At 71.8% G+C, this 5603-nt stretch carries 4 protein-coding genes and 2 pseudogenes; 4 read left to right on the forward strand and 2 right to left on the reverse strand.

The features are described from left to right. Both F8271_RS29455 and F8271_RS29460 read left to right on the forward strand, forming a co-directional pair. Positions 1-98: pseudogene (locus tag F8271_RS29455) on the forward strand (acyl-ACP desaturase); the annotation flags it as partial. Continuing rightward, positions 91-1032: pseudogene (locus F8271_RS29460) on the forward strand (S1 family peptidase); the annotation flags it as partial. The pseudogenes F8271_RS29455 and F8271_RS29460, both read left to right, overlap by 8 nt. 63 nt (positions 1033-1095) lie before the next feature. On the opposite strand, the gene F8271_RS29465 reads toward F8271_RS29460, so the two are convergent. Then, positions 1096-1809, reverse strand: a complete 714-nt coding sequence (locus F8271_RS29465) for a DUF998 domain-containing protein (protein WP_151493094.1) — start codon at positions 1807-1809, stop codon at positions 1096-1098. A gap of 78 nt (positions 1810-1887) precedes the next feature. Continuing rightward, positions 1888-2481, reverse strand: a complete 594-nt coding sequence (locus F8271_RS29470) for a hypothetical protein (protein ID WP_151493095.1) — start codon at positions 2479-2481, stop codon at positions 1888-1890. A gap of 405 nt (positions 2482-2886) precedes the next feature. Here F8271_RS29470 and F8271_RS29475 point away from each other — a divergent pair, with 405 nt between their 5' ends. After that, on the forward strand, positions 2887-3549 hold the full coding sequence (locus tag F8271_RS29475; RefSeq protein ID WP_151493096.1) for a hypothetical protein: 663 nt from the start codon (positions 2887-2889) through the stop codon (positions 3547-3549). A gap of 135 nt (positions 3550-3684) precedes the next feature. Beyond that, complete coding sequence (gene aspS / locus F8271_RS29480; RefSeq protein ID WP_151493097.1) at positions 3685-5490, forward strand: aspartate--tRNA ligase; 1806 nt, start codon at positions 3685-3687, stop codon at positions 5488-5490. Positions 5491-5603 lie beyond the last annotated feature (113 nt).

The raw sequence follows: 5603 nt of genomic DNA on the forward strand, positions 1-5603 counted from the left end.
ACGTCTCGTTCCAGGAGCTGGCCACCCGGATCTCGCACCGCAACACCGGCAAGGCCACCGGCGACCCGGTCTGCGAGGCGCTGCTGGCCCGCGTCGCCCGACGCCGCCGCCGCCCTCTCCGCTGAGCTCGGCGACCGGTCCGCCGGCTCGTACATCGACGCCAGCGGCACATCCGTCGTCACCGTGACCGACGCGGCCGCCGCCCGTAAGGCCAGCAACGCCGGCGCCACCGTCCGGTACGTCACCCGCGGCGCCGCCGAGCTCAACCGGGCGACCGCCGAGCTGGAGCGTTCCGCCAAGATTCCGGGCACCGCCTGGTGGAGCGACCCGGTCACCAACCAGGTCGTCGTCTCCGTCGACAGCACCGTCACCGGCGCCAAGCTAGAGCGGGTCAAGGCCGCCGCCGCGCGGGCCAACGGCGCGGTCCGGGTCGAGGCCGAGGCCGGCGTGCTGAGCACCCGCATCTCCGGTGGCCAGGCCATCTACGCCGGCGGCGGCGGGCGCTGCTCGCTCGGCTTCAACGTGCGCAGCGGCAGCACCTACTACTTCGTGACCGCCGGGCACTGCACCAACATCTCGTCGAGCTGGTACTCGAACTCCGCCCAGACCTCGCTGCTCGGCACCCGTGCCGGCACCAGCTTCCCGGGCAACGACTACGGCATCGTGCGGCACAGCAACTCGGCCAACGCCGCCGGCAACGTCTACCTCTACAACGGCAGCTACCGGGACATCACCGGTGCCGGCAACGCCTCGGTCGGCCAGTCCGTGCAGCGCTCCGGCAGCACCACCGGCCTGCGCAGTGGCTCGGTCAACGCGACCAACGCCACGGTCAACTACGCCGAGGGCTCGGTCTCCGGCCTCATCCGCACCAACGTCTGCGCCGAGCCGGGCGACAGCGGCGGCTCGCTGTTCGCCGGCAGCACCGCACTCGGCATGACCTCCGGTGGTAGCGGCAACTGCCGCACCGGTGGCACGACGTACTTCCAGCCGGTCACCGAGGCGCTGAGCGTCTACGGCGTCAGCGTCTTCTGATCGACGCACCGCACGCGGGCCGCCGGAACACTCCGGCGGCCCGCGTCGCGCGTGCGGCCCGCCTCACGCGAGGCGATCCGGCCCCTGCGCTGGTCGCAGGGGATCCGGGGGTACGACACCCGGCAGAGCGGGACCGACGGAGGTGGCGCCACCGGTGGCCCACGCCAGGTGCGCCCGCCGGGCGGACAGGACCGCGAGCAGCGGCCAGAGTGACACCGCCACCGCCGTCACCCGCTCGGCCAACCCCGTGCGGGATCCGCTGGTCACCTCGAAGGCGCACCAGCCGAAGAGGGCCAGCAGCAGCACCGTGGCGCTCAACCCCACGGACCGGCGGAACGCCCACGGCGGCCGCGCGAGCCTCGGGTGTGCGGCGTCCGGACCGCGTGGCAGCCGCAGCGCCGAGCCGGCCGGCCACAACGCCAGGGCGAGGACGGCCACCGTCGCCGCGATGCCGTGGCTGAGCGAACCACCAACCGGCGGGCGGGGAAAGGCGACCAGCGCGATGGTGGCCACGCCACCGACCGCGAGCAGGAACCGGCTGGGCAGCCCGGCCGCGTGCAGTACGGCGGCCACCGAGAGATAGCAGCAGCCGAGCAGCACCAGGGCCCCGACCATGATCCAGGCGTCGGTGGCGTCCTGCCCGGCCAGCTCGCTGATGGTGTCCCGGATCGGGTCGTACCCGGCGGGCTGCCGCGCCTGCGCAACCGTCGAACCGGCCACCAGCAGCACGGGTGCGGCCGCCGCCGTGGCGACGGCCCAGTTCGGTACGGCGCGCATTTCGCCACGTTAACCGGCGAGACAGCCGGTTGAATCGGATTCGCCCCGACCGGCCGGGCCGCGCGCCTTGCCCTGCGATCAGCCCGCGCTGACCGTGGCGGCGGTGAGGATGACCGAGCCGCCCGGATACTGGCACTCGACCCGCAGCGTCAACTCGTCCGCCCCCTCGATGTCCGCCACGAGGTCCTGTGGGCTGTCCATGCGTGCCTCGAACTGCTGCCCCCGCGTCACCCGGGTCACCGTCCCGTCCTTCTGGCGGATCGCCACCTGCGCGGAGACGAAGACGACGCCGTCGCGGTCGTCCGGCGAGGAAAAGAACGGCCGTACGGTGGACGTCAGATCAAGGTATCGGCGTTGCACTCGGAATGTGACGTCGCGCTGCTTGTCCGCACCGGAATTCGTCGGGCAGCCAATGACGATCGGACGGTCGTACTCGGGCTGACCGGCCAGTTGACGGGGAAGCTTTCCGAGATTCGCCGCACCGGCCTCGACGGCCAGGGTGTCCAGTCGGACCGGCGAGGATCCGCCATTGGCCGGTGGCGTGCCCGGCTCGGGATTGGTGAGAGGAGACCGGGCCGGGCCGGCGCTCGTCGTCACCGTGGCCGCCGGCGTCCCGCCCCCGGACCCCCAGCCGAAGTAGTCCCGTGCCAGGGCCGTGGCCGCTATGACCACCGCGATCCCCGTCAGGATCAGAATCGCCCGCGCGACGCGGTAGCCGGATCCCGGCGTTGACGTCGGTGATTCGGTGGAATCCTGCATGTCCGGCATCTACCCTCCGATCACATCGCGTCGGCGAAGAATACTCTGCCGCGAGTGCTGGCGAGTTCCTGATAGCGTGCCGATTCCGGACCGAAGAACGAATTCACTCCCCATCCGACGTTGACTTCTGCCGATGCAGGGGGTTTTGCGGTGAGCCAACCCGATCCGCGGCCAGAAAAGCCCGAACCCGCTCCGATTGATCCGCCACCACCGCACGGCGGCGAGGTGCCGCCACCCTTCGCGGGCGCTGGTGACCCTCCCCGTCCACCGGCCCCGCCCGCCGCGAGCCGCAGCCCGCTCGGCCTCGTGGTGATCGCCGTGGCAGCCCTGGCGCTGCTGGTGGCGCTCGGCTCCGCCGCCCTCTCGTGGCGGGCGCTGGACCAGGCGCAGACCGCCCGCGACATCGCCTCCGCCCGGCAACCGGCCGGCTCGACCAGCACCGGGCCCGGCACTCTTCCGTCCAGTACGCCCGGAGCGGCCGACCCCCCGCAGACGCCCACCGCGACGGAGGAACCGCCGCGCTCGCCGGGGACACCACCGGAACTCAGCGAGCAGACCGTGTACGAGCCCAAGTACGAGAACCAGAGCCTGACCTTGAAGCCCACGGACTGCTTCAAGGAGATGGAGGTGGACCTCGACGAACCACGGGCCAACGTGGGAGCGAACACCTCGGACCTGGCCCTCAACGCGGGCTGTCCGGGTGCTCCCTTCATCAGGATGGCCAACGGCGTGGAGGGCAGTGAAGCAGCGACGGCGGGAATGAAGCCCGCCGAGTGCAACAACGCGATCCGCTCCGCTCCGGTCGCCGCCGAGGCCGAGGTGCCACTTCGGAAGGGCTCCTGGCTCTGCATCAGGACCAACTACGCCGCGGCGCGTGAACAGCGGGACAGGTGGCGGATGGTGCTGCTGGAGGTCGTCGCCATCAACAACGACCGGACGACCGTCATCCGGGTCACGGCCTGGAACATTCCCGAGGACTGATGCCCACCGGCCGACCGCGCCACCCGTCGAACCGTCCGGCCCGACCGGCCGGGTCGACGGGGTGGCGCGGATCGTTTCCGGCACTCCTGACAGAATGCGGAGGCAGACCGCACCGCAGATGAGGAGACGTACGTCGTGATCCGTACCCATGACGCCGGCAGCTTGCGCGCGACGGACGCCGGCTCGACGGTGACGCTCGCCGGGTGGGTCGCCCGCCGGCGTGACCACGGCGGCGTCATCTTCGTCGACCTGCGCGACGGCTCCGGTGTGGTCCAGGTGGTGTTCCGCGAGGAGGACGCGCACGCGCTGCGCAACGAGTTCTGCGTGAAGGTCGTCGGTGAGGTGACCCGCCGGCCGGAGGGCAACGAGAACCCGGAGCTGCCCACCGGTGAGGTCGAGGTGACCGTCGCCGAGCTGGAGGTGCTCTCCGAGGCGGCCCCGCTGCCGTTGCCGGTGGACGACCAGGTCGAGGCCGGCGACGACATCCGGCTCAAGTACCGCTACCTGGACCTGCGGCGCAGTGGCCCGGCGAACGCGCTGCGGCTGCGCTCGCGGGCCAGCCAGCTCGCCCGGGGTGTGCTGCACGAGCGGGACTTCCTGGAGATCGAGACGCCGACGCTGACCCGGTCGACGCCCGAGGGCGCCCGCGACTTCCTGGTGCCGGTGCGCCTGCAGCCCGGCAGCTGGTACGCGCTGCCGCAGTCGCCGCAGCTGTTCAAGCAGCTGCTGATGGTCGGCGGCATGGAGCGGTATTACCAGATCGCCCGCTGCTACCGCGACGAGGACTTCCGCGCCGACCGGCAGCCGGAGTTCACCCAGCTCGACATCGAGATGTCCTTCGTCACCGAGGACGACGTGATCGACCTCGGCGAGGCGATCGTCTCGGCGCTCTGGAAGGACCTGGCCGGGCACGAGATCACCCGCCCGATCCCGCGGATCACCTGGCACGACGCGATGGCCCGGTACGGCTCGGACAAGCCGGACCTGCGCTACGGCGTCGAGCTGACCGAGCTGACCGACTACCTGCGCGGCACCGAGTTCCGGGTCTTCGCCGGCGCGATCGACGCGGGCGGCTACGTCGGCGCGGTGGTCATGCCGGGCGGCGCGGCGCAGAGCCGCAAGGAGCTGGACGGCTGGCAGGACTGGGCGAAGGCACGCGGCGCGCGGGGCCTGGCGTACGTGGTGCTGGACGCCGAGACCGGCGAGGCGCGCGGTCCGGTGGCGAAGAACCTGTCCGCCGAGCACCTGGGCGGGCTCGCCGACGCCGTCGGCGCCAAGCCCGGTGACGCGGTCTTCTTCGCCGCGAGCGCCACCACCCGGGAGGCGCAGGAGCTGCTGGGCGCCGCCCGCATCGAGATCGCCAAGCGGGCCGGCCTGATCGACGAGAGCGCCTGGGCGTTCTGCTGGGTGGTCGACGCGCCGATGTTCGAGCGCACGGACGAGGGCGGCTGGACGGCCGTGCACCACCCGTTCACCTCACCGAACGCCGAGTGGGTCGACCGGTTCGAGGAGGCGCCGGACCGGGCCCTCGCGTACGCGTACGACATCGTCTGCAACGGCAACGAGATCGGCGGCGGTTCGATCCGTATCCACCGCGGTGACGTGCAGAAGCGGGTCTTCGACCTGCTTGGCATCACCCCGGAGGAGGCGCAGGACAAGTTCGGCTTCCTGCTGGAGGCGTTCAAGTACGGCGCCCCGCCGCACGGCGGCATCGCCTTCGGCTGGGACCGGGTCTGCATGCTGCTCGCCGGCGCCGACTCCATCCGCGAGGTCATCGCGTTCCCGAAGACCCGGGGTGGGTTCGACCCGCTGACCGGCGCCCCGACGCCGATCACGGCCCAGCAGCGCACCGAGGCCGGCATCGACGCCAAGCCCAAGCCCGCCGCGACGGCTCACACGGGAACGGCCGGCCCCGCAGCCCCGGTGGCAGAGCCGGTCTAACCCCCCTCTCGCGCCGTTGATCATGAGGTGGACGGGCCCACGCTGCGGCGTGTCGCTCGTTAACCTCATGATCAACGGCGGCGGCGACGGGGGAGTGGGCGGGGATGCGCGTT

The organism is Micromonospora sp. ALFpr18c (assembly GCF_008868155.1).
Lineage (GTDB): Bacteria > Actinomycetota > Actinomycetes > Mycobacteriales > Micromonosporaceae > Micromonospora.